Raw genomic sequence first — 22,440 nt, 5'->3', positions numbered from 1 at the left:
GGGCGGGGGGGGGGCAACTGGACCGGCACGGGGCCGGCCATTGCCGTTCTCACACAATCGATGCCGCCGGCGGACCGGCGGCATCGGATACAGCAAGAGGCGGCGCCGCTTAGAAGCGGAAGCCCACTTCGGCCTTGACCTGGCGCGGAGTGCCGATGATGTCGCCGGTCTCGTTGTAGCTGGCCTGCAGCTTGCCGTTGGTCTTGACGTAGTTGTAGGTGGAGAAGTTGTCGAAGTTGAACACGTTGATGATGTCCAGGCGGGCGTACAGCTCGGTGTTGCCCGCCAGCTTGAACGTCTTCGTCGCCTGCAGGTCGACCGAACGGTAGCCGAAGATCTTGCCACCCACCAGGAACTTGCCGGTTGCGTTGGGCACGGCCGCCTGCGGGGTCGGCAGGGTGTAGCCGCTGGCCTGCATCACCGGGTACCAGTCGTTGACGGCGGTCGGGGTGGCCAGGGTTATCTTGCCGCCGAAGGTGATGCCCCAGAAGCCCGCGTACGAACCGGTCACCACCAGGCGGTGGCGCGGTGCGCCGTTGGAGCGGATGGTCGGGTAGTCACCGATCAGACCGCGATCAAAGGCGTACTTCTCGTTGATGTCGCGGTTGTGGCGCGCGGTGGTCCAGGTATAGGCGATCGAGGTGCCCCAGCCGCTTTCCTTGGTGAACGGCTTCTGCGCCGACAGCAGGACCTGGGTGGCACGGGTCTTGATGCCCTGCTGGCCGATGATCAGGCTGCCGAAGCCCGGTACGTTGCAGCTCCAGGCCTGGCTCAGGCCCGGGGAGGTGCCACCGCACAGGCGCGGATCATCGAAGAACTGGCCGGTCGGATAACGGTTGCCCAAGGTGAAGGCGAAGCCGTCGTAGCTCAGGGTACGTGCGATGGTGGCGTCGGTCAGCCAGTCGCCGATCTGGTTGCTCATGCCCAGGCTGAACTGGTCCGAGTACGGCGCCTTCAGCTTGTTGTTCAGCAGGTCCACTTCCAGGCCGGCATTGCTGGTCGCGCCGACCAGTGCCTGCAGGTTGCCGATGCCGTTGAGCAGGTTCGGGTTCCAGTCATAGCAGGCAGCCTGGCCGTTGATGCAGGCGCCGGTGGCCGGGTTGCGGAAGTAGATGGTCGGCTGCGGCAGGGCCAGCTTGGTGGTTTCCAGCTGCAGGTTGTCGAACAGGTCGCGGTCGTAGGAACGACCAGCACCACCATGGATCACGTGCTGCTCGTCGGCATTGATGTCATACGAGAAGCCCAGGCGCGGCTGCCAGGCATCCTTGAATGCCTTGCGGTTGTGACCGTTGCTGATGTAGTCGCTGATGTCCAGGCCGCCCAGTGCCAGCGAATCGGCATAGGTCTGGCCGGCGGGAGCGCGCGGATCCTGCGAATAGATGGCGTCGACCACCTGCTGCGGGGTCACGAAGTCCAGGTAGGACGGGGTCTTTTCGTAGTCCCAGCGCAGGCCGATGTTCAGCTGCAGGTGATCGTTGACCTGCCAGTCGTCCTGGATGAACACGCCGTACTGCTTGGACTTCGAACGCACTTCGCCGGACACGCCGGTCACGCCGGTCACCGGCTTGACGAACTGCGCCTTGTACGGAATGGAATCGGGGAAGTCCGGATCGCCCAGCGAGTAGGTGAAGGTCGGATTGATCTGCGCCGCATCGGATGCGTACAGGTCGATCTGCTTGTACTTCACGCCCATCTTGATGGTGTGGTCACCGGCCCACTGGATGCCATCCAGGGTCAGGTTGTCTTCGATCGACCAGCCCTTCTGGCCCTTCACCTGCGAATCCAGTGCCGAGGCGCCACCGATCTTCACGATGGTGCGGTCTTCGGGGCCGTCCGGTGCGGTGTAGGTGATGCCGTTGGCCAGCGTCAGCGGCGTCGGGTTGTTGAACGAATCCTCGTGGGTGACCATCAACTCGTTGTAGTAGCGCTCACCGCTGTGGTTCCAGCGCAGGGCGTAACGACGGTCGGTGTTGACCACTTCACGGCCGGCTTCCGGCGAGGTCTGGCCACTGAACTGCGACTGGGTTTCGTCGCGGTCCTGGAAGGTCAGCTCGATGCGATCGTTGTCGGTCGGCTCGAAGTCGATCTTGCCGAAGATCAGGTCCTGCTGGAACGGCTGGCTGGCCGGGCCAAGGCCGGCGGCGCCGGCCGGCGGCAGCAGGCCGGCAGCGCCGGTGACCGCGCCATCCGGCGCGATGGTGACCGGCAGGTCGAAGCGCTTGGCTTCGTAGGTCACGAAGAAGTGCGCCTTGTCCTGGATGATCGGGCCACCCAGGGCGAAGCCGTATTCCTTCTCGGCCGAGACCATCTTCTCCTTGCCACCCTGGCGCTCGGCCGGGGTCTTGGCACGCATGTCTTCATCGGTGTAGCGGTAGAACGCCTCACCCTTGAACTCATTGGTGCCGGACTTGGTCGCAGCCGTCACGGCGGCGCTCGACACCTGGCCATACTCGGCCTTGTAGTTGCCGCTGATGACCTTGTATTCGCCGATGGCCAGCTGCGGGAACGGGTTACCGGCGCTGCCGGACTGGCCGGCCACGCCGCCGCCCTTGACGTAGCTCTTCTGGCCGACGCCGTCGATGTAGACGTTGGTGCCATCTGCATTGGTTGCGCCGCCGCGCAGCGAGGTGTTGCCCTTGGCATCGCGGGTGAAGATCAGGCCCGGCACCGCGTCGGCGAACTCCAGGAAGTTGCGCGACACCTGCGGGGTGGTCTGGATCTGCTGCAGGCTGACGGTCTTGCCAACTTCGGAGGTGCGCACTTCCTGCAGCAGGGTCGGCGCAACAACGTTGACGGTGTCCAGGTTGGTGGCCGCGGTCGAGCCCGGGGTGCTGCTGGCTGCGCCAGCGAAGTTCAGCGTCGCGGTCGAAGCCACGGTGACGGTGACCTTCTGGGTCTGGCCGTTGGCGACCACGTTGTACGTGCCCGGATCCAGGCCCATCAGCGAGTAGCTGCCGTCGGCGCGGATGGTGCCACGGCGGACGGTACCGGTGGCGACGTTGGTGGCGGTCACTTCGGTGCCGGCCTGGGCACCGGCAACCTGGCCGCGCAGGCTGGCGTTGGCCGACTGCGCCATGACGTTCGGGGCGGCAGCCAGCATCAGGCAGCTGACCAGAGCGGTGCTCAGCAGCCGGCGCGCCGGCATGCGGAAGGTGGTATGCATCATCAACTCAATCTCCGGGTGGCGGTAACCGCTTGCGCGGTCCCTGCGATCAGTCAAAAAAAGAAGAAACGCCTCTGGCTTCAACGGCCGGATGGCGGAGTGGTGGAATCGCGAACAATCAAGCGGGGAACCAGGGTCTGCTTGTCCCCTGCCCCATCCGTGGAGGTGCCGTCCATCAACTGCATCAGGCGCGTCATGGCCCGGTCGCCGAGCTCGGCGATGCTGACCTGCATGGTGGTCAGCGACGGGTGGACGAAACGCGCCAGTGGAATGTCATCGAAACCCGCCAAGGCCACATCGGCCGGGACGCGGACCCCTGCCTGCGTGAACGCATACAGGCAGCCCAGGGCCATCATGTCGTTGGCGGCGAATACGGCATCGGGCAGCGCTCCGGCTGCCAGCAACTCCTGACCGGCACGATGGCCGGAAGCTTCGTCGAAATCACCGGGCAACTCGATGCCTTCGGCGCCACCGCCAGAAGCCGCCAGCGCGTCACGGAAGCCGCGCAGGCGCTCGCGCGCGTCGAAGTTGAGGTCCGGACCAGAAATGAAGGCAATGCGGCGGTGGCCGGCATCCAGCAGGTGGCGGGTCATCGCCATTGCGCCGGCGTGGTCGTCGATGCTCAGCACCGGGTGGTCCTGCCCGGGCAGATAGGTGTTGATCAACACCGTCGGCAACGACTGCGGCAGGTTGTCGGTCAGGAAGCCCGGGCTCTCGGCATAGGGCGAAAGCACCAGCAGGCCGTCGACGCGGCCGCGCATGGCACGCAGGGCGGCGCCCTGCTGTTCCTGGTCACCGTGGTAGCTGGACACCAGCAGGTGCTGGCGGCGGTTGCGGGCCACCCCGTCAATGCCGCGCATCAGCTCGGAGAAGAACTCGCCGTACAGGTCAGGCAGCACCACGCCCACCGTATTGGTGCGGCGGCTGCTCAGGCTGCGGGCGGCGGCGTGCGGGGTGTAACGCAGCCGTGCGGCCACCTCCAGCACAAGCTGGCGGACCGGTTCGGCGACATTTTCATGCCCGTTGAGCGCGCGGGAAACCGTGGCCACGGAGACCCGGGCTTCGCGTGCGACGTCTTTGATTGTGATAGCTGCCTTGTTCACGAAGCCGCCCTCCACGGCTTGGACCTACCAGCATTGGCGCGGAATGTAAGCGTTTCCATCCAGGCTTGTAAACAGTCCGTTAGGCGAATGTCCCGAAATGGACATGAAAACCTGTCCGTGGCGAGGCCATGAAGGACCCGCCAGGACAGCGTGGGACAAGGGCTCAGCCCTGTTCTGACGGGGTCTGCGCGCGGATGGACAACGCGTGGATATCGGTCTCCATCATCGACCCCAGCGCGGCATAGACCGCGCGGTGCCGGGCAAGCGGCCCCAGCCCGGCGAAGCGCTCACTGACCACATGCACGTTGAAATGGCCGCGCCCGTCGCGCGCACCGGCATGGCCGGCGTGACGATGGCTATCGTCCTCGATCTCCAGCACGCTCGGCGCCAGCGCCTGCTGCAGCGCATCACGGATCCGCTCGATCCGTTCCGCGTTCACGGCAGCACCTTGCGGAACGGGCGGACCTGCACGCGGGTGTAGACGCCTGCAGCCACGTACGGGTCGGCATCGGCCCAGGCCTGGGCCTGCGGCAGCGACTCGAACTGCGCGATCACCACCGAACCGCTGAAACCGGCCGGGCCCGGGTCTTCACTGTCCACCGCCGGGCACGGCCCGGCCAGCAGCAGGCGTCCCGCGTCGCGCAGCGCATGCAGCCGCGCCAGATGCTCCGGCCGCGCCTGCAGCCGCTGCGCCAGCACATCCTGGCCGTCATACCCTTCGATCACATACCACACCGGCATTTCCTCGCTTGCATTGTCGGGTCCGCCGATTCTAGCCAATGCAGCCCCTGCCCCGGTCCGGCTGGACACTGGCGCAGCAAAGGCTTACCCTAGACTCCATTGCACGTGGCTGGATGCAGCAGCCCGTTGGTTTCTGCGGCCACGCAGCCCCCGACGACAGATCCGCTGCTTCAAACCGGACCACCTGGCCGGGCCACGTAGACGACCTCCCCGTAGTTCTGTCGCTGCCGTTTACTGCGGCGCGTCCTGCTGTTTGATATGTGTGGAATCGCGCCGATCCCGGCGCGTCTGGTGCCCTGGGGCTCCGTGGCGTTGGCCCGGCGAACCCGGTGCCGCGACTGGTCCGTTGCAATCCTGATGTCCATTAGATGACTTCCGAACTCGCGCTCGACGCGAACCCGCCAACCCGGCCGCCCGCCCCCCAGCAGCAGGAAATGCCGCTGGCCGTGGTGCATGGGCAACCGGTCCTGCAGATCCCGCAGGACCTGTACATCCCGCCGGACGCGCTGGAAGTCATCCTGGACGCCTTCGAAGGCCCGCTGGACCTGCTGCTGTACCTGATCCGCCGCCAGAACCTGGATGTGCTGGACATTCCCGTGGCCGAAATCACCCGGCAGTACGTGGAATACATCACCGTGATGCGCGAGCTGCGCTTCGAGCTGGCGGCCGAGTACCTGGTGATGGCCGCGATCCTGGCCGAGGTGAAGTCGCGGATGCTGCTGCCGCGCCCGGTCAGCGAGGAAGGCGATGAGGCCGACCCGCGCGCCGAGCTGGTGCGCCGGCTGCAGGAGTACGAACGTTTCAAGCAGGCCGCCGAGGACATCGACGCCCTGCCCCGCCAGGACCGCGACACGACGGTGGCGCATGCCTTCATGCCCGAGCGCGCCACGGTGAAGCTGCCGCCGCCGGTGGACCTGAAGGAAATGCTGCTGGCCCTGCACGACGTGCTCAAGCGCGCCGAGCTGTTCAGCGGCCACGCCATCAAGCGCGAAGCACTGAGTGTGCGGCAACGCATGGGCGAAGTACTGGGACGCCTGGAAGACGGCAAGTTCTATCGTTTTGAAGGGCTGTTCACCGCCGAAGAAGGCAAGCTGGGCGTGCTTGTCACGTTCCTCGCAGTGCTGGAACTGGCCAAGGAACAGTTGCTGGACATCGTCCAGGAAGAACCGCTGGCGCCGATCTACGTGAAGTCGCTGGCTGCTGGCAACACCAACGCGCCGCTGCAGTTCAGCAGCGAGTTTGACGACAACGACGCCGCCAATGCCAACGAGTGAGCGCTGACTGCCGATGGATCAATCGCTGATCGACCGCATTGTCGAGGGTGCCCTGCTGGCCTCCAGCCAGCCACTCACCCTGGCCCAGCTGAAGGACCTGTTTCCGGAAGAGGAACCGGCACCGCCGGGCAGCATCGAACGTGCGCTGGAGCGCCTGCGCGAGGCCTGCGAAGGTCGTGGCGTGGAACTGGTCGAGGTCGCCTCCGGCTTCCGCTACCAGGTCACCAGCGAAGTACATGGCTGGATCAGCCGGCTGTGGACCGAACGCAAGACCCGCTACACCCGCGCCACCCTGGAAACCCTGGCGCTGATCGCCTACCGGCAGCCGATCACCCGCGGCGAGATCGAGCAGGTGCGCGGCGTGGCGGTCAGCAGCAACATCATCCAGGCGCTGGAAGAACGCGAATGGATCCGCGTGGTCGGCCACCGCGACGTGCCCGGCAAGCCGGCGCTGTTCGGCACCACCAAGGGCTTCCTGGACTACTTCGGGCTGAAGCGGCTGGACGAACTGCCGCCGCTGTCGGAACTGAAGGACCTGGGCGAGCTGGAACCGCAGCTGGCCCTGGATCGTGATGCACCGGCCGTGGCCGGTGCCGAGGGTCCGGACATCTCGGCCAGCGCCGATGGCGTTGCCGCGAACGATGACGCCGGCCTGGCCGGCAGTGACACCCCCGATTCCGCCAATGCAGCCCCTGCATCGGCCTCCGATGAGCAAGCACCTTCGCCCCTCGATGATGGGCACCCCGATTCCGCGCCGGGCGAGCGCGCGGTGCCAGTGAACGAACGCGAAGACAACGCCGTCGCGATGACGACCGTGGCTGTTGACCAAGCCGATTCCGAACCAGAGGCCGACCTCGAAACCGTCGGCCGGAGCAAAACTGATGAGTGACACCCCCCGTAACAAGCTCTCGCTGAAGCGCGAAGCCACCTCCGAACAGTTCAAGCTGGAAGAGCGCCTGCACAAGGTGCTGGCCCAGGCCGGCCTCGGCTCGCGCCGCGCGCTGGAACAGCGCATCGCCGAAGGCCTGGTCAAGGTCAACGGTGAAGTCGCGCAGACCGGCATGTCGGTCAAGAGCGGCGACAGGATCGAACTGGATGGCCGCGGCTTCGTCGCCACTGCCCTGGCCGAGCCGTCGCGCGTGCTGGTCTACAACAAGCCGGAAGGCCAGGTGACCACCCGCGAAGATCCCGAAGGCCGCCCGACCGTGTTCGAGTCGCTGCCGCCGCTGAAGGGCGCGCGCTGGATCGCCATCGGCCGCCTGGACATCAACACCACCGGCCTGCTGCTGGCCACCACCGACGGTGAGCTGGCCAACGCCATGATGCACCCGTCGTTCGAGGTCGAGCGCGAGTACGTGGTGCGCGTGCGTGCACCGGAAGGCGAGGAAAAGGTCTCCGACGCCATCGTCGACCGCCTCAGCCGTGGCGTCGCACTGGAAGACGGTCCGGCCAAGTTCGATGAGATCGAACGCATCGGCGGCACCGATTCTCACGACTGGTTCCGCGTCGTGGTGAAGGAAGGCCGCAACCGCGAAGTGCGCCGCCTGTGGGAATCGCAGGGCTGCCAGGTCAGCCGCCTGAAGCGCACCCGCTATGGCAAGGTGAGCCTGCCGCGCGAACTGGCCCGTGGCCATTCGGTGGAACTGGGCACCGCTCAGGTGGAAGCGCTGCGTGCGCAGCTGAAGCTGGAAGAAGGCGCTCCGTCGGCATTGACGCTGCAGCCGGTGATCGGCCAGCGCCGCGCCGCAAAGACCACCGTGCGCGTGCGCGAAGGTGGCCGCGGCAATGCCTACGTCAATGGCCACAACACCGCTGACGAAGGTCGCGAGCTGCGCCGTTTCGACAACGTCCGCGAAGACCGCGGCCGTGGTCGCGGCGGCAAGGGTGGCGGCTTCAAGGGCGGCCTGACGGTCAGCGGTGAAGCAGCGGCCAAGCAGTCGCAGAAGCCGTTCAAGCAGCGCGCGCCGAAGAATGACCGTTCGCTGCCGGAAGGCAATCCGGCCGCGTTCCGCACCTGGTACGTGCCCGATGGCGTGAGCACCGGCCCGAGCGGCCATCGCAATGCCGGCCCGGGCGCACGTGGCCCGGGTGCCCGTGGTCCGGGCGCAGGCGGCCAAGGCCGTCCGTACGGCAAGCCGAAGGGCCCGGGCGCCGGTGGCGGCCAGGGCCGTGGCGGTTTCGGTGGTGAAGGCCGTGGCGGCGCAGGCGGTCAGGGTCGTCCGGCCGGTGCCGGCAACCGCTCGCAGGGCCAGGGCAACAAGCACCCGTACGGTCATCCGGGCAACGCCCCGAGCTTCCCGTCCGACCATGCAACCCCGGGTTTCAACCCGTATGGCAGCCCAAAGCCGGCACAGGGCGCCCGTCCGGGCGGTCGTGGTCCGGGTGGTGGTGGCAACCGTGGCCCGGGCGGTAGCCGTGGTCCCGGCGGTCCGGGGGGCCACCGTGGCCCCGGTGGCAACCGCGGTCCCGGCGGCCCGCGCCGTAGCGGCCCGCGCGGCGGCTGATCACAGGCCACGCTGAAATGAGAAACCCCGGCCCAGGCCGGGGTTTTTCTTTAAAAAAGGGACGGAGGGGATTAAGTCGTTTTCGCCCCTTCGACACATGGCGTGGCGAAAACGACTTAATCCCCTCCGTCCCCTTTTGCGTGGCGCTGGAAAGCGGCGGGCGTGGTGCCGGCCATGCTGCGGAAGAAGGCGATGAACGGGCTCTCGGCGGAGAAGCCAGTGTCCTGCGCCACATGCGCGACGCGATGCCCGAGCAGCAGCAGCTCCATGGCCCGCATCAGGCGCCATTGCTGGCGCCAGGCCTGATAGCCCATGCCGGTATCACGTTGCATCAGCCGGCCAATGGTGCGCACGCTCAGACCCGCGCGCTCGGCCAGCTCGCCCAGCTCGGGCGGCACCTGTTCGGCCAGCGGCAGGCAACGTGCAATGCGTGGATCACGCGGCAAAGGCAGGTCCATCGGCGCCACCGGTGCAGCGGCGATTTCCAGCACGCACAACGCCAGTTGATGGTGTGCGCGCGGCAATTGCCAGTCATGGTCGAATGGTGCCTGCGCGATCGGCTCCAGCAAGGCCTGCAGCAGCGGACCTACGCCGATGATCGCCGGTTGCCGGGGCAGCTGGGCCGACAGGGTGGCGTCGAAGTACAACGAACGGTAGTCGACCGCCTGGCGCATCTGCGCGCGATGGCGCAGCCCGCCCGGAATCCACGCCGCGCGCGCAGGCGGCAGCAGGCTGATGCGATCACCGTAGGTCAGGCGCGTACAGCCCTGCCGGGTGTAGAGCAGCTGCGCACGTGCATGCTGGTGCCAACCCGAATCGTGATCCGCCAGTGACGCCGCGATCCCCAGCACCGGAGCGCTCCAGGCATCAGCGTCGAAGGGCGTGTCCGGCTGCAACCAGGCCATGTCCGATTTCATATATCCAATGACAGGATGCAGAGAGTGCGCCATTGCAGGCGCGACCACAATGCGCGGCCCTGTTCGTGGAGCGCCCGCATGTCGCGTCGCCTGTTGTTGCTCACCATCGCGCTGCTGATGTTTCCCCAGCTGGCGCAGACCCTGTACAGCCCGGCCCTGGCCGATCTGGCCAAACGCTTCGCCCTGCCGCCGGGTACCGCCAGCCAGGCCATGAGCCTGTATCTGTTCGGCTTCGCTGCAGGCGTGCTGCTGTGGGGGCGCCTGGCTGATCGTATCGGTCGTCGCCCGGCCCTTCTCTGTGGCCTCGGCGTCTTTGCCGTGGCTGCACTGTGCGGCCTGCTGGCTGGCAGCTTCGGCCCGGTGTTGCTGGCCCAAGCGCTGGCTGCGGTCGGCGCCGCCTCCGCTTCGGTGGTCACCCAGACCGTGCTGCGCGACCATCTGCAGGGGCCGGCGTTGGCGCAGGCATTCTCCTGGATCGGCATGGCCCTGGCCCTGAGTCCGGCCATCGGCCTTGCACTGGGCACGCTGCTGGTCGCCGCCCATGGCTACGTCGGCGTACAGTCCGGCCTGCTGCTGATCGCTGCCCTGCTGGCAGTCGCATGCCTGGCGGGCCTGCGTGAAAGCCGCCCTGCACATATCCCGCACACGCCCATGCTGCCGCTGCTGCGGCAACTGCTGCGCGATCGCTGGATCTGGTCACAGGCGCTGCTGGTGACGGCGTTCAACGTGGCGATGTACAGCTGGTATGTACTCGGCCCCTTCGTGTTTGCGCGCCTGCACTGGCCCGCCGTCTGGTTCGGCGCCAGCGGCGCGGTGCTGGCACTGGGCTCGGCATTGGGCGCGTGGGGCAATGGCCGCCTGCTGCGTGCAGGCGTTGCCACAACAACGCGCATCCGCATCGCCGCAGGCCTGGTCCTCACGGGAGGCTTGCTGGCCGCGTTGCTGCATGATCACCCTGCCCTGGTCGCGGCGATGGTCCCAGTGGTGACGGGCTTCGGCCTGGCCATTCCCAATGTGCTCGGCCAGGCCCTGCGCGGCTATCCACACTGTCTCGGCAGCGCAGGCGCGCTGTTCGGCCTGCTCTACTACCTGTTGATCGGTGCGGCAATGGCGCTGGTCGGTGCAGTGCAGCTGCTGGGACCGACGCTCATCGTGTGTGGCCTGCTGGCCTTGTGGTTGCAGCGACGGCGTCCCGCTGCGACCTAGGAATTGCTGCAAATGGAGCGCACTGTGCGCGGCTTCCGGGAACGGCTTTGATTCGCTGGCTATCGTGCGCGCTGTCCCACCCAAGGCAGATGCCCATGATCACCATCACCGCCGAACAGGCCCGCGCCAATGCTGACGCCGCCAAGCGCCCGATCGAGCTGTTCTACCGCGACCTCGACAACGCCATCCAGGCCGGCTCGGAAAATGGCCGTCGCTACATCGTGTTCGGCTTCAGCCAGGTAATGGCCAGCGAGCAGCTCGTCGAAGACGCGGTCGCACAATTGCTGAAGAATGGTTTCGATGTCGAACGGCTGTTGAGCGACTCCGAACAGCACTACATCCGCATCAGCTGGGGAATTGCCGAGCCGACGCGCCTCAGCGCCGGCTGATGGTGAAGGCAGCGCCGTCCACGCCCAGGTCCCAGCCCTTGCCGGTGCCGGACAGGGCCAGCGAGATGTCGCCCTTGGTCATCACCTGCGCATTGCTGGATTTCACTGCGCCGGCATGCGCACCGACCGAGGCGTAGGTGCCCAGCAGCTCGTTGACGCTGACCGCGCCGGTGAAGCTGCCACGCCCATTGGTGATCTTCGACTTGCCCACGGTCAGGCCGCCGCCCTTCACTTCGATACGCACCGGCATGCTGGCGCCATTGCTGCAGGTGACCGTGCCATTGCCGGAGGCGGTCTTGTAGATCAGCGACCAGCCGGACAGGTTGTAGCGCAGCTGGCAATCGAGATTGCCGGCGGCGTGTGCAGCAGGGGCCAGCGTGGCAGCAGACAGGGCCAGCAGCAGGGCGAAGGGCTTGTTCATGGCAGGACTTCCAGTTCGGTCGGACTGCCGGCGAATCTAGCAGCGCGCGCGTGCACGTTGGATGCAGGCGCGCGCGCTGGTGCGGCGTTGTTCAGGCCGTGGCTCAGGCCTGTTCGTCCAGGTGGAAGGCATCGGCATCGAGCATCGCCGGGAAGCGCGCGCGATGTGCGGCCAGGGCATCGGCCGAGATGGTGGTGGTCACCACCTGTTCGCGTTCGCGGATCTCCACCTGCGGCTGGCCGAGGAAGTCGATCACCGCGCTGTCGCCGGCGTAGTGCAGCTGGTTGCCGTCCACGCCGACGCGGTTTACCGCCGCCACGAAGCACAGGTTCTCGATTGCCCGCGCACGCAGCAGGGTCTTCCACGCATAGGCGCGCGCAGACGGCCAGTTGGCGACGAAGATCTGCAGGTCGAAATCCAGCTGCTGCGGGCGTTCGACGTTGTAGCGGTTGCGGCAGAACACCGGGAAACGCAGGTCGTAGCAGACCTGCGGATTGATCCGCCAACCCTTCCATTCCACGCTCAGGCGCTCGCGGCCAGCAGCATAGCGTTCGTGCTCGCCGCCGTAGCGGAACAGGTGGCGCTTGTCGTAGTACTGCAGCTCGCCCTCGGGCGTGGCAAACAGCAGGCGGTTGTACACGCCCTCGCCGTCGCGCAGCTGCACGCTGCCGATCACCGCCGCGTCCAGCGCCTTCGCTTGTTCGCGCACCCAGGCCACGGACGGGCCGTCCATGCCTTCGGCCTGGGCAATGGCCTCGTTGGAGAAACCACTGGTGAAGGTCTCCGGCAGGATCACCAGGTCGGTGGTGCCGGCCAGCGGCGCCAGCAGCGCACCATAGTAGGCACGGTTGCCGGCCGGGTCGTGCCAGCGGGTGTCGCCCTGGACGAGGGAAATGCGCAGGTCCTGCATGTCTACGCCTCCGCTCACAGCAGCCGCAGGCGTTCGATCGCCGCGTCCATGGTCGCTTCGTTCTTGGCAAAGCACAGGCGCACCAGGCGCTGGCCGGCCGGCGGAGTCTCGTAGAACGGCGACAGCGGAATGGCGGTCACGCCCTTCTCGATGGTCAACCACTTCACGAACTCATGGTCGGGCAGGTCGCTGATGGCCGAGTAGTCCACCAGTTGGAAGTAGCCACCCGGCACCGGCAGCGCTTTCAGGCGCGTACCGGCCAGCTGCTCGCGGAAACGGTCGCGCTTGGCCTGGTAGAAGGCGCCCAGTTCCAGGTGGTGTTCGGGTTCGTCGCGGATCATCGCGGCGAAACCGTACTGCGCCGGGCCGAAGCTGGTGAAGGTGTTGTACTGGTGCACCTTGCGGAACTCGACGGTCAGCGCCGGCGGCGCGATCGCATAGCCGATCTTCCAGCCGGTGCAGTGGTAGGTCTTGCCGAAGCTGGAGATCACGAATGCGCGCTCGCGCAGCTCCGGGTAGCGCAGCGCCGACTCATGGCGACGGCCGTCGTAGATGATGTGCTCATACACTTCATCGGAAATCAGGTAGATCTGCGTGCCGCGCAGCAGTTCGGCCAGCGCCTGCATGTCCTGCGCCGACAGCATCGCGCCGGACGGATTGTGCGGGGTGTTGACGATCAACATGCGGGTGCGCGGGGAGATCGCTGCACGCACGCGATCCCAATCGACGGCGAAGGTCTGCGGATCGAGCGACACATGCACCGCCTTGGCGCCGGCCAGGTCGATCGCCGGCTCGTAGCAGTCGTAGGCCGGGTCGAGCACGATCACTTCCTCGCCCGCACGCACCACGGCGTGGATGGCGTTGAAGATGGCCTCGGTGCCGCCGCTGGTGACGGTGATCTCGCTGTCCGCATCCACCTGCGCGCCGTAGCAGTCCAGCGCCTTCTGGGCGATGGCCTGGCGCAGCGGGGCCACGCCGGTCATCGGCGGGTACTGGTTCAGCCCGGCGGCCATCGCCTTGGCAGTCTCATCGATCAGGCGCTGCGGCGCGGCAAAGTCCGGGAAACCCTGGCCCAGGTTGACCGCGCCGTGTTCGGCGGCGAGCTGGGACATCACGGTGAAGATCGTGGTACCGACCTTGGGCAGCTTGGTGGTGGGTTGCATCGGCCTGGACTGTGGGGAACAAGGCCTCCGAGTTTACGCAATCCGCGCGTCGGTGGTGCCGGCCGCTGGCCGGCAACCTCGGCTGGCAGTTGGAGAAATTGCCAGCCAGCGGCCGGCACTACCCTGCGAATTCACCGCTACAATTGCGACCGCACTCCGGCATGAAGACCCCTGCCCCTTGAACACCCCTGCATTGCTGGCCGCCAGCGGCCTGAGCTTCTCCCGCAATGACGAGCCGGTGTTCGGCCCGCTGGACTTCCATGTGGACGCGGGTGAAGCCCTGCTGGTGCAGGGTGGCAACGGCGCCGGCAAGACCACCCTGCTGCGCGTTCTGGCCGGCCTGGCCCGGCCCGGCGCCGGCCAGGTGCGGATCGACGGCAAGCCCTCCAGCAACGCAGAGCGTGCGCGCTATGTCGCCTATCTCAGCCACCTGCCGGCGCTGAAGCCGGACCTCGGCACGCTGGAAAACCTGCACTTCCTGTGTGGCCTGCACGGCCGCCGTGCGCGGCAGATGCCCGGCAACGCGCTGGCCATCGTCGGCCTGGCCGGTTACGAGGACACTCTGGTACGCCACCTGTCGGCCGGGCAGAAGCGGCGGCTGGCACTGGCGCGCATCTGGCTGTCGCCGGCGCCACTGTGGCTGCTCGACGAACCCTACGCCAACCTCGACCTGGAGGGCATCACCCTGGTCAACCGGATGATTTCGGCGCACCTGCGCGCCGGCGGCGCTGCGCTGGTCACCACCCATGGCGCCTATGCCGCACCGCCGGTACGTACCCGCCAGCTCGACCTCGGCGGTGCCGCATGATCGCGCCGGGTACCGAACCAGGCCTGTGGCAGACCGCAGGCGCCCTGCTCAAGCGCGACCTGCGCCTGCTCTGGCGCCGCCGCGGCGACGCGCTGCAACCGCTGCTGTTCGCGGTGCTGGTGGTGGTGCTGTTCGCGCTGGCCCAGGGTCGTGAGCCACAACTGCTGGCCGCCACCGCCGGCGCCGTGCTGTGGCTGGCCGTGCTGCTGGCGGGACAGCTGTCGCTGGATTCGCTGTTCCGTTCCGACGCCGAAGATGGCTCGCTGGAGCAATGGCTGCTGGCGCCGGTGCCGCTGCCCTGGCTGGTACTGGTGCGCGTGCTGCTGCACTGGGCCACCACGGCACTGCCGCTGATCGTGGTCAGCCCGCTGCTGGCCGAAATGCTGCATCTGCCGCATGACCAGCTGCCGGTGTTGCTGGCATCGTTGCTGCTGGGCACGCCCTTGCTGAGCCTGATCGGTGGCGTGGTCGCCGCACTGACCGTTGGCATCCGGCGCTCTGGTATTCTCGTGGCGCTGCTGTCGTTGCCGCTGTACGTGCCGGTGCTGGTGTTCGGCGCAGGCAGCCTGGCGGCAGCCGGGCGCGGGCAGGATCCGGTCGGTGCGCTGCTGATGCTGGGCGCCGGCCTGCTGGTCGCGCTGGTGCTGGCGCCGCTGGCCACCGCCGCTGCAATACGTATTTCTCTGAGTTGACCGAGCTGAGAGCCAATCCACCCCTGCTGGATAGCCGCCACGCATGAATCCGATTGTCCGCTGGTTCCACCAACTCGGTTCGCCTCCCACGTTCGACCGTTTCGCTGCCCGCTGGTCGCGGGTGTTCTACCTTGCTGCAGTGCCGGTGCTGCTGGTCGGCATGTGGCAGGCGCTGCTGGTGGTGCCGCCTGAAGCCAAGCAGCTGGACAGCTTCCGGATCCTCTACATCCACGTGCCCAGTGCCTGGATGAGCCTGTTCGTGTTCGCGCTGATGGCGCTGTATGCCGCGATCGCGCTGATCTGGCGGATCAAGGTCTGCGAGATCCTGGCCATGGCCTGCGCGCCGATGGGCGCCGGCTTCACCCTCATCACCCTGCTGACCGGCAGCATCTGGGGCAAGGGCACCTGGGGCACCTGGTGGGACTGGGACCCGCGCATGACCAGCGAACTGGTACTGCTGTTCCTGTACCTGGGCGTGATCGGCCTGTACCACGCCATCGAAGACCGCCGCAGCGCCGCGCGCGCCGCTGGCCTGCTGGCGATTGTAGGTGTCAGCCTGCTGCCGGTGATCCGCTATTCGGTGGACTGGTGGGGTGGCCTGCACCAGCGCCAGTCGATCAGCGTGTTCGGTGAATCGGCGATCAGCAGCGCGATGATCGCGCCGCTGTGGTGGATGGTGATCGGCACCAAGTTCTGGTTCGCCGGTTCGGTGCTGGCCAAGGCCCGCGCCGACAATCTCGACCGCGAGGCCGGCAAGGCCTGGGTCGGCGGCCGTGTCGATGCCGCGCGCGCCTCCCGGGAGGCCCAGCCATGACCCACCTGCCCTATGTGATCGGCGCCTACGCCGTATTCGTGCTGGTACTCAGCGCCGATGCCCTCGGTTCGTGGCTGCGCCTGCGCGTGGCGCGCCGGCTGGCACTGGCCCGCCAGCAGCGGCAGCAGACCCGCGCTGGCAGGCAGGACGCGGCGACGACGCTGTCGACGGAGCTGGAACGATGACCCCGGTGCAGCGTCGCCGCCTGGTGTGGGTGCTGCTGGCCCTGCTCGCCTCCGGCCTGGCCACCGCGCTGGTGGCGATGGCGCTCGAGCGCAACATCGCCTACCTGTACACCCCTTCGGAAGTGCTGCGCGGCGATGTCGATGCACAGTCGCGTTTCCGCTTGGGCGGCATGGTGGTGAAGGGCTCCTTCAACCGCCCGGTCGGCTCGCTGGAGGCGCGCTTCGAAGTGACCGACGGCGATGCACAGCTGGCGGTGACCACCTCGCGGATCCTGCCGGACATGTTCGCCGAAGGCACCGCGGTGGTCGCCAGTGGCCGCCTGCAGGACGGTGTCTTCGTCGCCGACGAAGTGCTGGCCAAGCACGATGAGAAGTACGTGCCGAAGGAAGTGGCCGACAAGATGGGCGATGCCCATCGCAAGCACGACGTGCCGGTGACGGCCCCCGAGGTGCGCTGAGTGCTGCCCGAACTGGGTCAGATCCTGCTGTTGTGTGCGTTGCTGGCCTCGCTGCTGCAGGCCGGCCTGCCGCTGGTCGGTGCGCATCGCAACAACGCGGCATGGATGGCGGTGGCGCGGCCTGCCGCCTTCGCGCAGCTGCTGCTGTTGGCCGGCGCCTTCGCGGTGCTGACCGCCGCGTTCGTGCAGCAGGATTTCTCGGTGCGCTACGTGGCCGAGAACTCCAATTCGCTGCTGCCGCTGATCTACCGCTATTCGGCGGTGTGGGGCGCGCATGAGGGCTCGCTGCTGATGTGGGCGCTGGTGCTGGCATTGTGGACCGGCGCGGTGGCGCTGTTCTCGCGGCACCTGCCGGCATCGGTGCAGGCGCGCGTACTGGCGCTGATGGGCATCGTCAGCGTCGGCTTCCTCGCCTTCCTGATCTTCACCTCCAATCCGTTCCTGCGCCTGAACCCTGCGCCGCTGGAAGGCCGCGACCTCAATCCGCTGCTGCAGGATCCGGGCCTGATCATCCACCCGCCGATGCTGTACATCGGCTACGTGGGCTTTGCGGTGCCGTTCGCGTTCGCGGTGGCGGCATTGCTGGAAGGTCGCGTGGATGCGCGCTGGCTGCGCTGGACGCGGCCGTGGACCAACGTTGCCTGGGGCTTTTTGACCCTGGGCATCGCATTGGGCAGCTGGTGGGCCTACTACGAGCTGGGCTGGGGAGGCTGGTGGTTCTGGGACCCGGTGGAAAATGCCAGCTTCATGCCGTGGCTGGTCGGTGCGGCACTGATCCATTCACAGGCCGTCACTGAAAAGCGCGGCACCTTCGGCAGCTGGACCCTGCTGCTGGCGATCGCCGCCTTCGCGCTGTCACTGCTGGGCACCTTCCTGGTGCGCTCGGGCGTGCTGACCAGCGTGCATTCGTTCGCCGCCGATCCCTCGCGCGGCCTGTTCATCCTGGTGTTCCTGTCGGTGCTGGTGGGCGGCAGCCTGCTGCTGTATGCGCTGCGTGCCAGCCAGCTGAGCGTGGACGCCGACGATCCGCGCCGTGGCTTCACCGCCACCTCGCGCGAGACCCTGCTGCTGGCCAACAACCTGCTGCTGGCCACCGCCTGCGCAATGGTGCTGCTGGGCACGCTGTACCCGCTGCTGGCCGATGCGCTGTCGCTGGGCAAGATCTCGGTCGGCCCGCCCTACTTCGGCAGCCTGTTCCTGCTGCTGATGGCACCGATGATCCTGTTGCTGCCGTTCGGCCCGCTGGTGAAATGGCAGCGTGACCAGCCCTCGCGCGCCTTCGCGCTGCTGGCACCTTGGCTGGGACTGGCGCTGCTGCTGGGCGCGCTGGCCTGGTGGCAGGCGCCGCAGAACGGCTGGAAGGCCGGCATCGGCGTCGCCGCTGCGGCCTGGGTCGCACTCGGCACCGCACGCTTCGTCTGGCAGCGCCTGCGCGGCAACGGCCGCTTCACCGCCGAAATGCTCGGCATGATCGTCGCCCACGCCGGCATCGCCGTGTTCCTGGCCGGCGCCCTGCTGGTCGAAGCGCTGAACGTGCAGCGCGAAGTGGCGCTGGCACCGGGGCAGCAGCTGGTGGTCGGTCGCCACGAAGTGCGCTTCGAGGGCGTGGACCATCGCGAAGGGCCGAATTTCATCGCCGACCGCGGCCACCTGCGCGTGTTCCTCGACGGCCGCGAGCTGGCCCTGCTGCATCCGGAAAAGCGCCAGTACGCCAGCGGCGGCCAGGTGATGACCGAGGCCGGCATCGATGCACGCTTCGACGGCGATGTCTACGTGGCATTGGGCGAGCCGCTGGGCAACAATGCATGGGCGGTACGGGTGCACATCAAGCCGTTCGTGCGCTGGATCTGGCTGGGCGCGCTGCTGATGGCCCTGGGCGGATTCATCACCGCCGCCGACCGCCGTTTCCGTCGTCCGTAGGAGTTCCCATGTCCGAGTCCCCCGCCCCGCGCCCCTCCCGCCCGCTGCCGCCGGTAGCCATCGTGATCGGCGTGCTGTTCTTCTTCGGCCTGCTCGGGCTGATGATCTACGGGGTGATGAAATCGGGCGACCCGCAGCGCGACGTGCTGCCGTCGGCCCTGATCGACAAGCCGGCGCCGGCGTTCGCGCTGCCGGTATTGCATGACCCGGAAATGATCGTACACAGCGACGACCTGCGCGGTGCGCCCTATCTGCTGAACGTCTGGGGCAGCTGGTGCGCGGCCTGCCGCGAAGAACATCCGGTGCTGACCCGCTTTGCCGAGAGCAAGCGCGTGCGCGTGATCGGCTACAACTGGAAGGATGATCCGACCGACGCGCTGCACTGGCTGGAACAGCTGGGCAACCCGTTCATGGTGGTGCTCAGCGACGTCGAGGGCCGCACCGCGATCGACTGGGGCGTGACCGCCGCACCGGAGACGTTCCTGGTCGATGGCAGTGGCATCGTGCGCTGGAAGTACAGTGGCGCGATGACCCAGCGCGTGGTCGACGAGAAGCTGATCCCGGCACTGCAGAAGATCGAGAAGGCCCAGGGCAGTGCCGGCAACACCCTGCATACGGCGCCCTGAGCCGATGCGCTGGCTGCTGGCGCTGCTGCTCCTGATGGTGCCGCTGGCCGCACTGGCCCAGCAGCCGCTGCACGATCCGCAGCCGCTGCAGTTCCGCGATGATGCCGAGGAACGCCGCTTCCATGACCTGGCCGCGCAGCTGCGCTGCGTGCAGTGCCAGAACCAGTCGCTGGCCGATTCCAATGCGCAGATCGCGCAGGACCTGCGCCGCGAGGTGCTGCAGCTGATGCAGCAGGGCCACGACGACGCACAGATCAAGCAGTTCCTGGTCGCCCGCTACGGTGAGTTCGTGCTCTATCAACCACCGTTGCAGCCGGGCACCTGGCTGCTGTGGGGTGGCCCCCTGCTGGTGCTCGGCGCCGGTGCACTGGTGGTGCTGGGCATCGTCCGCCGACGTGGACGCACCGTCGGCGCGGCACCGGCCGGCAAGGCCGATGAAGGAGACGAATGGTGAACCATTGGCTGCCGGTGCTGGCCGGCCTGGTTGCTGCGCTGATGGCAGCACTGGTGCTGTGGCCGTTGCGCCACCAAGGTCGTCGCGGTTTCGTGGTCGGCGTGTTCGCACTGGGCGTGGCCGGTGCCTGCCTGTACCTGCTGGTCGGTGATCCGCGTGCAGCACAGGTGCAGCCGACGCCGTCGGTAGCCACCCTGCGCGATGGCGTGCAGGCCCTGCAGGATGCACTGAAGCGCGACCCTCAGCGTGCCGATGGCTGGGCATTGCTCGGGCGTTCGCAGGCCGAACTGGGCAATGCCTCAGCTGCGGCAGACGCCTTCGCGAAGGCCGCCGAATTGGCACCGGATGATCCGGGCGTGCTGGTGGAAGCCGCGCAGGCGCGCGCGCAGGCTGATGCCGGCAAGCAGTTCGACGACACCGCGATGGCCTGGTTGCAGCAGGCACGTACACTGGCCCCCGACGCCGAGCGCGCCAGCTGGCTGCTGGGCATCGCCCTGCGGCAGCGCGGAAAGAACGCCGAGGCTGCGGACGTGTGGAGCGGCCTGCTGCCGCGACTGGAACCGGGCGCCGCGCGGGCGCTGCAGGCGCAGATCGCGATTGCCCGCGAGGCCGCTGGCCAGGCGCCCGATGCTGGCGCTGCGGCGCCAGCGGCGCTGCTGCAGGTGCGCGTGCAGCTGCCGGCACTGAAGAACGCCGACTGGCCAGCCAGCACCCAGGTGTTCGTACTGGCGCGCGCCGTGGATGGACCGCCGATGCCGGTGGCCGCTCGCAAGCTGCCGCTGGCCGGCTTCCCGGCCACGGTTGCGCTGGGCGACGCTGACAGTCCGATGCCAACCGCACCGCTGTCGGCCCATCGCGAAGTGGAAGTGCTGGCACGCATCTCGCGCAGCGGCAGCGCCAACCGCAGCGAGGATGACCTGCAGAGCGTTCCGGTGAAGGTAAGCCTGCCGCATGAGGGCGTGGTGGAGCTGCGGTTTCCATAACGCGCCGCCCGGTAGTGCCGGCCGCTGGCCGGCAACCACGCAGGCGCATCAGGATTCATGAGGTTGCCGGCCAGCGGCCGGCACTACCTGCATCGCCGATGGAAACCAGCGTGTCGCCAGCTCCACATGCGGCCCCGCTAGAATGCCCGCATGACTGAATTCATCCCACCCGGCACCCGCTTCCACGCTCTGCCCTCGCCCTTCCCGTTCAAGCGCGGTGGCGCCCTGCATGGCGCACGGGTGGCCTACGAGACCTGGGGAACGCTGGCCGCCGATGCCAGCAATGCGATCCTGATCGTGACCGGCCTGTCCCCAGACGCGCATGCAGCGGCCAACGAGGCCAACCCGGCACCGGGCTGGTGGGAAGCGATGGTTGGCCCCGACAAACCCATCGATACCAACCGCTGGTTCGTGGTGTGCGTGAATTCGCTGGGCAGCTGCAAGGGCTCGACCGGCCCCGCTTCGCTCAACCCGGCCAGCGGTGAGCCCTACCGCCTTGATTTCCCCGAACTGTCAATCGAAGACGGTGCCCGTGCTGCGGTCGAGGTCGTGCGTGCGCTGGGCATCGGGCAGCTGGCCTGCGTGGTCGGCAACTCGATGGGCGGCATGACGGCCCTTGCCATCCTGATGCTGCATCCGGGCATCGCGCGCAGCCACGTCAACATTTCCGGCAGCGCGCAGGCGTTGCCGTTCTCGATCGCCATCCGCTCGCTGCAGCGCGAGGCGATCCGCCTTGACCCGCGCTGGAATGGCGGCCACTACGACGATGCCGAGTACCCCGAGTCCGGCATGCGCATGGCGCGCAAGCTGGGCGTGATCACCTACCGCTCCGCACTGGAGTGGGATGGCCGCTTCGGCCGCGTACGGCTGGATTCGGACCAGACCGACGACGATCCGTTCGGCCTGGAATTCCAGGTGGAAAGCTATCTGGAAGGCCACGCACGGCGCTTCGTGCGTTTCTTCGATCCGAACTGCTACCTGTACCTGAGCCGCTCGATGGACTGGTTCGACCTGGCCGAGTATGCCGACGGCGACGTGCTGGCCGGGCTCGCGAAGATCCGGGTGGAGAAGGCGCTGGCGATCGGCGCCAACACCGACATCCTGTTCCCCGTGCAGCAGCAGCAACAGATTGCCGATGGCCTGCGCGCCGGCGGTGCCGATGCGCACTTCATCGGCCTGGAATCTCCGCAGGGCCACGACGCCTTTCTCGTCGATTTCGAGCGTTTCGGCCCGGCCGTGCGCGGCTTCCTCGACGCGCTGTAAGTGGCGTGGCGGCGTAATCTCGCGCTGGCTGCTTTCGGCGCGTTGGCTGCATTGATGATCAGCGGCGTGCTGCCGCTGTGGCTGGGTGGCTGGTGCGTGCTGGCCAGCGCGGTGTCGTTCGGCCTCTATGGCCATGACAAGCGCGCGGCGCAGCGAAAGCAGTGGCGGATTCCCGAACGCACGCTGCAGCTGCTGGCGTTCGCCGGCGGCTGGCCCGGCGCGCTGCTGGGCCAGGCGATGTTCCGCCACAAGCACCGCAAGGCCGCGTTCCAATGGGTGTTCTGGCTGTGCGTGCTGGCCAACGTGGCCTCGATCGCGGTGATGCTGCGCGAGTTCTCGCGGTAACCGTTCGAATGGGTAGTGCCGGCCGCTGGCTGGCAACGTCATGATGTTCGACGCGGATGCGTGGTTGCCGGCCAGCGGCCGGCACTAACGGGGTGTTTTTA

24 protein-coding genes are annotated in these 22,440 nt (G+C 67.4%); 16 read left to right on the top strand and 8 right to left on the bottom strand.

Translation table 11 applies throughout. From position 1 onward, the window contains the following. Window positions 1-109 precede the first annotated feature (109 nt). The 4 genes from ACM0O9_RS02655 to ACM0O9_RS02640 form a co-directional block, all read right to left on the bottom strand. Window positions 110-3,166 carry a TonB-dependent receptor gene (locus ACM0O9_RS02655; protein ID WP_049414530.1) on the bottom strand — a complete coding sequence of 1,019 codons (3,057 nt, stop codon included), beginning with the start codon at window positions 3,164-3,166 and terminating at the stop codon, window positions 110-112. Window positions 3,167-3,243: 77 nt separating this feature from the next. Continuing rightward, complete coding sequence (locus tag ACM0O9_RS02650; protein WP_005417630.1) at window positions 3,244-4,281, bottom strand: LacI family DNA-binding transcriptional regulator; 1,038 nt, start codon at window positions 4,279-4,281, stop codon at window positions 3,244-3,246. Between the two features lie 148 nt (window positions 4,282-4,429). Continuing rightward, on the bottom strand, window positions 4,430-4,705 hold the full coding sequence (locus ACM0O9_RS02645) for a BolA family protein (protein WP_005417632.1): 276 nt from the start codon (window positions 4,703-4,705) through the stop codon (window positions 4,430-4,432). Then, window positions 4,702-5,001, bottom strand: a complete 300-nt coding sequence (locus tag ACM0O9_RS02640) for a YciI family protein (protein WP_005417634.1) — start codon at window positions 4,999-5,001, stop codon at window positions 4,702-4,704. Before ACM0O9_RS02640 ends, ACM0O9_RS02645 begins: the two co-directional genes overlap by 4 nt. Before the next feature lie 374 nt (window positions 5,002-5,375). Here ACM0O9_RS02640 and ACM0O9_RS02635 point away from each other — a divergent pair, with 374 nt between their 5' ends. Genes ACM0O9_RS02635 through ACM0O9_RS02625 form a run of 3 tightly spaced genes read left to right on the top strand, consistent with a single transcriptional unit; the run spans window position 5,376 to window position 8,785 of the window. Next, window positions 5,376-6,281, top strand: a complete 906-nt coding sequence (locus tag ACM0O9_RS02635; protein ID WP_005417635.1) for a segregation and condensation protein A — start codon at window positions 5,376-5,378, stop codon at window positions 6,279-6,281. 13 nt (window positions 6,282-6,294) lie between these two features. Beyond that, complete coding sequence (scpB, locus tag ACM0O9_RS02630; protein ID WP_053497859.1) at window positions 6,295-7,170, top strand: SMC-Scp complex subunit ScpB; 876 nt, start codon at window positions 6,295-6,297, stop codon at window positions 7,168-7,170. Then, window positions 7,163-8,785 (top strand): pseudouridine synthase, encoded by a 1,623-nt coding sequence (locus tag ACM0O9_RS02625; RefSeq protein WP_065178279.1) that lies wholly within the window; start codon window positions 7,163-7,165, stop codon window positions 8,783-8,785. Before scpB ends, ACM0O9_RS02625 begins: the two co-directional genes overlap by 8 nt. A 116-nt stretch (window positions 8,786-8,901) precedes the next feature. On the opposite strand, the gene ACM0O9_RS02620 is transcribed toward ACM0O9_RS02625, so the two are convergent. Continuing rightward, window positions 8,902-9,690 (bottom strand): AraC family transcriptional regulator, encoded by a 789-nt coding sequence (locus ACM0O9_RS02620; RefSeq protein ID WP_065178278.1) that lies wholly within the window; start codon window positions 9,688-9,690, stop codon window positions 8,902-8,904. A 90-nt stretch (window positions 9,691-9,780) separates the two neighbouring features. On the opposite strand from ACM0O9_RS02620, the gene ACM0O9_RS02615 reads away from it, so the two are divergent. Next, window positions 9,781-10,908 carry an MFS transporter gene (locus ACM0O9_RS02615; RefSeq protein ID WP_065196630.1) on the top strand — a complete coding sequence of 376 codons (1,128 nt, stop codon included), beginning with the start codon at window positions 9,781-9,783 and terminating at the stop codon, window positions 10,906-10,908. A gap of 95 nt (window positions 10,909-11,003) precedes the next feature. After that, window positions 11,004-11,297 carry a hypothetical protein gene (locus ACM0O9_RS02610; protein ID WP_065178276.1) on the top strand — a complete coding sequence of 98 codons (294 nt, stop codon included), beginning with the start codon at window positions 11,004-11,006 and terminating at the stop codon, window positions 11,295-11,297. Here ACM0O9_RS02610 and ACM0O9_RS02605 read toward each other — a convergent pair. The 3 genes from ACM0O9_RS02605 to ACM0O9_RS02595 form a co-directional block, all read right to left on the bottom strand. Then, entirely contained in the window at window positions 11,284-11,718 is a 435-nt protein-coding gene (locus ACM0O9_RS02605; RefSeq protein WP_065196629.1) for a hypothetical protein, read from the bottom strand. The two genes, ACM0O9_RS02610 and ACM0O9_RS02605, sit on opposite strands and share 14 nt — an antisense overlap. A gap of 103 nt (window positions 11,719-11,821) precedes the next feature. Continuing rightward, window positions 11,822-12,628 (bottom strand): amidohydrolase, encoded by an 807-nt coding sequence (locus ACM0O9_RS02600; RefSeq protein WP_065196628.1) that lies wholly within the window; start codon window positions 12,626-12,628, stop codon window positions 11,822-11,824. Window positions 12,629-12,642: 14 nt separating this feature from the next. Next, the gene (locus tag ACM0O9_RS02595) at window positions 12,643-13,791 is read right to left on the bottom strand and encodes a pyridoxal phosphate-dependent aminotransferase (protein WP_414604254.1); all 1,149 of its coding nucleotides are present in this window, start codon (window positions 13,789-13,791) and stop codon (window positions 12,643-12,645) included. On the opposite strand from ACM0O9_RS02595, the gene ccmA reads away from it, so the two are divergent. From ccmA to ACM0O9_RS02540, 11 genes are all read left to right on the top strand, one after another. Further along, window positions 13,745-14,599: a heme ABC exporter ATP-binding protein CcmA gene (gene ccmA / locus ACM0O9_RS02590; protein ID WP_425604735.1), complete on the top strand. Its 855-nt coding sequence runs from the start codon at window positions 13,745-13,747 to the stop codon at window positions 14,597-14,599. The two genes, ACM0O9_RS02595 and ccmA, sit on opposite strands and share 47 nt — an antisense overlap. Beyond that, a complete protein-coding gene (gene ccmB, locus ACM0O9_RS02585) occupies window positions 14,596-15,291 on the top strand; it encodes a heme exporter protein CcmB (protein ID WP_164093190.1) in 696 nt (231 codons plus the stop codon). The genes ccmA and ccmB overlap by 4 nt, the downstream gene beginning before the upstream one ends. A gap of 43 nt (window positions 15,292-15,334) precedes the next feature. After that, window positions 15,335-16,105 (top strand): heme ABC transporter permease CcmC, encoded by a 771-nt coding sequence (ccmC, locus tag ACM0O9_RS02580; RefSeq protein ID WP_005417651.1) that lies wholly within the window; start codon window positions 15,335-15,337, stop codon window positions 16,103-16,105. After that, complete coding sequence (locus ACM0O9_RS02575; protein ID WP_005417652.1) at window positions 16,102-16,290, top strand: heme exporter protein CcmD; 189 nt, start codon at window positions 16,102-16,104, stop codon at window positions 16,288-16,290. Before ccmC ends, ACM0O9_RS02575 begins: the two co-directional genes overlap by 4 nt. Beyond that, entirely contained in the window at window positions 16,287-16,748 is a 462-nt protein-coding gene (gene ccmE / locus ACM0O9_RS02570; RefSeq protein ID WP_005417653.1) for a cytochrome c maturation protein CcmE, read from the top strand. Before ACM0O9_RS02575 ends, ccmE begins: the two co-directional genes overlap by 4 nt. Continuing rightward, a complete protein-coding gene (locus ACM0O9_RS02565) occupies window positions 16,749-18,668 on the top strand; it encodes a heme lyase CcmF/NrfE family subunit (protein WP_164093191.1) in 1,920 nt (639 codons plus the stop codon). Window positions 18,669-18,676: 8 nt separating this feature from the next. Next, entirely contained in the window at window positions 18,677-19,294 is a 618-nt protein-coding gene (locus tag ACM0O9_RS02560; RefSeq protein ID WP_005417655.1) for a DsbE family thiol:disulfide interchange protein, read from the top strand. A 4-nt stretch (window positions 19,295-19,298) separates the two neighbouring features. After that, entirely contained in the window at window positions 19,299-19,748 is a 450-nt protein-coding gene (locus ACM0O9_RS02555; RefSeq protein WP_065178270.1) for a cytochrome c-type biogenesis protein, read from the top strand. Then, window positions 19,742-20,731, top strand: a complete 990-nt coding sequence (locus ACM0O9_RS02550) for a tetratricopeptide repeat protein (protein WP_065178269.1) — start codon at window positions 19,742-19,744, stop codon at window positions 20,729-20,731. Before ACM0O9_RS02555 ends, ACM0O9_RS02550 begins: the two co-directional genes overlap by 7 nt. Window positions 20,732-20,881: 150 nt before the next feature. Beyond that, window positions 20,882-21,994: a homoserine O-acetyltransferase MetX gene (gene metX, locus ACM0O9_RS02545; protein ID WP_065178268.1), complete on the top strand. Its 1,113-nt coding sequence runs from the start codon at window positions 20,882-20,884 to the stop codon at window positions 21,992-21,994. Continuing rightward, window positions 21,995-22,339, top strand: coding sequence for a DUF1294 domain-containing protein (locus ACM0O9_RS02540; protein ID WP_065178267.1), 345 nt, complete (start codon window positions 21,995-21,997; stop codon window positions 22,337-22,339). The last annotated feature ends 101 nt before the right edge of the window (window positions 22,340-22,440 follow it).

Source organism: Stenotrophomonas sp. FR012 (assembly GCF_047520565.2).
Taxonomy (GTDB): domain Bacteria; phylum Pseudomonadota; class Gammaproteobacteria; order Xanthomonadales; family Xanthomonadaceae; genus Stenotrophomonas; species Stenotrophomonas sepilia.
The sequence above is the reverse complement of the archived record's forward strand: the minus strand, read 5'-3'. Positions and strand labels throughout refer to the sequence as shown.

Coding starts and splice junctions, on each gene's coding strand:
- ACM0O9_RS02655 (WP_049414530.1), bottom strand. CDS start 3,166: ATGATGCATACCACCTTCCGCATGCCGGCGCGCCGGCTGCTGAGCACC.
- ACM0O9_RS02635 (WP_005417635.1), top strand. CDS start 5,376: ATGACTTCCGAACTCGCGCTCGACGCGAACCCGCCAACCCGGCCGCCC.
- scpB (WP_053497859.1), top strand. CDS start 6,295: ATGGATCAATCGCTGATCGACCGCATTGTCGAGGGTGCCCTGCTGGCC.
- ACM0O9_RS02625 (WP_065178279.1), top strand. CDS start 7,163: ATGAGTGACACCCCCCGTAACAAGCTCTCGCTGAAGCGCGAAGCCACC.
- ACM0O9_RS02620 (WP_065178278.1), bottom strand. CDS start 9,690: ATGGCCTGGTTGCAGCCGGACACGCCCTTCGACGCTGATGCCTGGAGC.
- ACM0O9_RS02615 (WP_065196630.1), top strand. CDS start 9,781: ATGTCGCGTCGCCTGTTGTTGCTCACCATCGCGCTGCTGATGTTTCCC.
- ACM0O9_RS02610 (WP_065178276.1), top strand. CDS start 11,004: ATGATCACCATCACCGCCGAACAGGCCCGCGCCAATGCTGACGCCGCC.
- ACM0O9_RS02605 (WP_065196629.1), bottom strand. CDS start 11,718: ATGAACAAGCCCTTCGCCCTGCTGCTGGCCCTGTCTGCTGCCACGCTG.
- ACM0O9_RS02600 (WP_065196628.1), bottom strand. CDS start 12,628: ATGCAGGACCTGCGCATTTCCCTCGTCCAGGGCGACACCCGCTGGCAC.
- ACM0O9_RS02595 (WP_414604254.1), bottom strand. CDS start 13,791: ATGCAACCCACCACCAAGCTGCCCAAGGTCGGTACCACGATCTTCACC.
- ccmB (WP_164093190.1), top strand. CDS start 14,596: ATGATCGCGCCGGGTACCGAACCAGGCCTGTGGCAGACCGCAGGCGCC.
- ccmC (WP_005417651.1), top strand. CDS start 15,335: ATGAATCCGATTGTCCGCTGGTTCCACCAACTCGGTTCGCCTCCCACG.
- ACM0O9_RS02575 (WP_005417652.1), top strand. CDS start 16,102: ATGACCCACCTGCCCTATGTGATCGGCGCCTACGCCGTATTCGTGCTG.
- ccmE (WP_005417653.1), top strand. CDS start 16,287: ATGACCCCGGTGCAGCGTCGCCGCCTGGTGTGGGTGCTGCTGGCCCTG.
- ACM0O9_RS02560 (WP_005417655.1), top strand. CDS start 18,677: ATGTCCGAGTCCCCCGCCCCGCGCCCCTCCCGCCCGCTGCCGCCGGTA.
- ACM0O9_RS02555 (WP_065178270.1), top strand. CDS start 19,299: ATGCGCTGGCTGCTGGCGCTGCTGCTCCTGATGGTGCCGCTGGCCGCA.
- ACM0O9_RS02550 (WP_065178269.1), top strand. CDS start 19,742: ATGGTGAACCATTGGCTGCCGGTGCTGGCCGGCCTGGTTGCTGCGCTG.
- metX (WP_065178268.1), top strand. CDS start 20,882: ATGACTGAATTCATCCCACCCGGCACCCGCTTCCACGCTCTGCCCTCG.